Source organism: Microcystis sp. M090S1, assembly GCF_020246295.1.
Lineage (GTDB): Bacteria > Cyanobacteriota > Cyanobacteriia > Cyanobacteriales > Microcystaceae > Microcystis > Microcystis aeruginosa.
Map to the genome: position 1 here is coordinate 1 of NZ_JADBTF010000115.1, position 2,588 is coordinate 2,588.

Annotated in this window: 4 protein-coding genes; 2 read left to right on the forward strand and 2 right to left on the reverse strand. The window is 44.0% G+C overall.

Annotated features, from left to right (window positions below; genetic code table 11):
* Both IM477_RS05325 and IM477_RS05330 read left to right on the forward strand, forming a co-directional pair.
* Nucleotides 1–187: hypothetical protein (locus tag IM477_RS05325; protein WP_287730827.1), on the forward strand; the 187-nt coding region annotated here is incomplete at its 5' end.
* Nucleotides 184–477: a hypothetical protein gene (locus IM477_RS05330; RefSeq protein WP_287730828.1), complete on the forward strand. Its 294-nt coding sequence runs from the start codon at nucleotides 184–186 to the stop codon at nucleotides 475–477. The genes IM477_RS05325 and IM477_RS05330, both read left to right, overlap by 4 nt.
* Here the strand turns inward: IM477_RS05330 and hrcA are convergent.
* Both hrcA and IM477_RS05340 read right to left on the reverse strand, forming a co-directional pair.
* Entirely contained in the window at nucleotides 464–1,540 is a 1,077-nt protein-coding gene (hrcA, locus tag IM477_RS05335; RefSeq protein ID WP_287730829.1) for a heat-inducible transcriptional repressor HrcA, read from the reverse strand. The genes IM477_RS05330 and hrcA overlap by 14 nt on opposite strands.
* 136 nt (nucleotides 1,541–1,676) lie before the next feature.
* A complete protein-coding gene (locus IM477_RS05340; protein ID WP_287730830.1) occupies nucleotides 1,677–2,015 on the reverse strand; it encodes a rhodanese-like domain-containing protein in 339 nt (112 codons plus the stop codon).
* Nucleotides 2,016–2,588: the final 573 nt, after the last annotated feature.

Below are 2,588 nucleotides of genomic sequence, written 5' to 3' on the forward strand. Positions count from 1 at the left end.
CTTCGCCCCTACAGGACGCGGGCCGATGAAGACGCCAGGTTTTGAAGCACGATTCTCTCAAAATCTTGCACCTGTTTCGCAAGAAAAGCCACAAAACCCTTACCATGCCTACATTTCACATTTATTCAGCCAGCCCTATCTAGGACAGTCAGCTGAAAATTCCCGCAACCTTCCTAGCCACCGATGAGAGCGATCGCTAAAGATGATATTCTTTATATTCACCATGAGGATGTGCCGGTTTATAAAAAAGGCGGTTCAGTGGTGAGAAATAGTTATTTTTGGGCGCTAAAATCGATCGCCTGTGGAGCGCGTCGGGGACAGGATTGGGAGTTCGATGCGGAGGTGTGGGTGGCGCTGGTGCGGATGTTGCTCTGTTTTGCCAATTCTGGCTATTTGGGGGATGGTGAGACAATTTTAGAGTTTACTGTCGATTCTCCTATTCCCGAACCTTTGCGGGCGATATCTACTTACTTATAGCTTCACTGAGATAGTTAGCGGTGGATTCCACCAGGGGAATAGTATTTTCGTATAACATTCGCGTCGGTCCGATAATGCCAACACTACCGACGGGAGTATCTCCCTGTTTATAAAAAGCGGAGATAAGAGTACAAGGGCGCATGGATTCCAGAGGATTTTCGGAACCAATAGTGATTTTGACTTTTTTAGCTGATTTTTCTGGTTCTGGTCTTTGTAAAATCAGGGGTAAAAGGCGATCCTGTTCTGCTTCTAATAGATGCAGTAACATTTGTACTTGTTGCCATTGGGCGAATTCTGGCTGTCGAATGACTTCAGCGACACCATGGACGATAATCTCCGGGGTGGCAGTGGATTGGAGACTAGCGCTGATTTCTTGGCTTAATTGTTGAAGAAAATGGGTATAACGGGCAAATTCTCGCTCGATTTGCTGCCAATCGAGGTTAATTAAATCTGCCAAGCAATAACCTTTTAATTTTTCCCCGAGAAAATTAGAGAGGATTTGTAATTCTTCTGCTAATCCATCCTTCTTGTCCGTTTCCATAGACTCGGGAATCTCTATCATAACCGAGCGTGTTTGTAAACTATCTGTAACAATAATTAACATAATCTGCCTGGCTGAGACAGGGATTAATTGCAGATGACGCAGGGTATTGGTGAGGGTGTGGGGGAGGGTAACGATAGCGATATAACCGCTTAAACCGGCTAAAAGTTGGGTGGCCCGTTGCAGCAGACTTTCGAGACTCCAAGCGAGAGATTTAGCGTTTTGATGCAGATAATAGCCGATTTTTTCGCCGATACGGTCATCGGGAGTCATTAACTCATCGACGTAGAGACGATAACCCCAATCGGAGGGAATGCGTCCGGAGGAAGTGTGGGGTTGATAGAGTAAACCTTCTTTTTCTAGTTTACCGAGAGCATTGCGAATCGTGGCGGAACTAACAGTAAACTTGTACTCATCGAGTAGAGTTTTCGAGCCAACCGGTTCGGCCGTGGCGATATAATGTTGGATTGTCGCCTTTAAGATATGTTGATAGCGATCGCTGAGATGGGTTCTAGCGGACATAGGGGAATAATCTTAACAAAAGATTTATAACATTTTTTTAGACAGTATAACGCTTAATCAGTTATCAGTTATCAGTAATCCATGGTGAGAAAGGGGATAGTTTGCCTCTCTCTTTTCCCGATGGTGGCCTTGAAAATTAGTAACGGGGAATATTAGGATCGACGAGGAGGGAATAAGCATCGATGCCACCGTTAATATTCTTAACATTAGTAAAACCCTGACTTTGTAGCCATTGGCACATTTGCAGGGATCTCATGCCATGGTGACAGATAACGAGGGTTTCTGCTTGGGGGTTGAATTGGCTGGCAATAGTGGGCGACCATTCTCGGTATTGACTCAAGGGTAAAATGGTAAAACTGGCCACAGATGCGATCGCAACTTCCTCTGGTTCGCGCACATCAATAAGTTGTAAATTAGGATCATGATCGGCTAAACGGAGAGCGAGTTCATGGACGCTAATTTCGGGAATGCTCATAGATTTGGTCTTAAGAATCGGTTATCTTTTCTTTAGAGTAGCAAATCGAGGGACCCTGAGCGGTTAGGGACTTCCGTAGGAATAATATCCCAGCCAGACAATCGCTCTGTAGAAGAATCAGACCAGCCCTAAATGGTACATGATCAAAGCGCAAGTCTCTGCCTGGAGAATGGCTGTGATATTGATGTGTTGACGCGGAGTTTGGGGCATAGTAGCCTGACGGTGACATCCAAGTACCCCTATGCCAGACTGAATGAGGGATAGTTGCCAGTTTATCTTGGGGGGATTTGGTCAGTGCCAGAGCGGGGGTAGGGTTGATTCATTTAAATTAAGTACAGCGGATTTTGAGTCAATAAATTTGAATGAAAATTCTCAAGTTTATCTTTTTCTAATCAAAAAAGTTAGTGACAATAACTAATCTTTAATCCTCTGCCAATATTGATTATGAATAAATTGATAAAGCTTGTTCCCAAGGCACTAAAAGCCTATCTCTCTTCAAATTGTCTGAGAGTACATCCTGTTAATTTAGCTAATTTTTCTGCTTCTTACGTCGATAAAACTATCAGTTTTTCC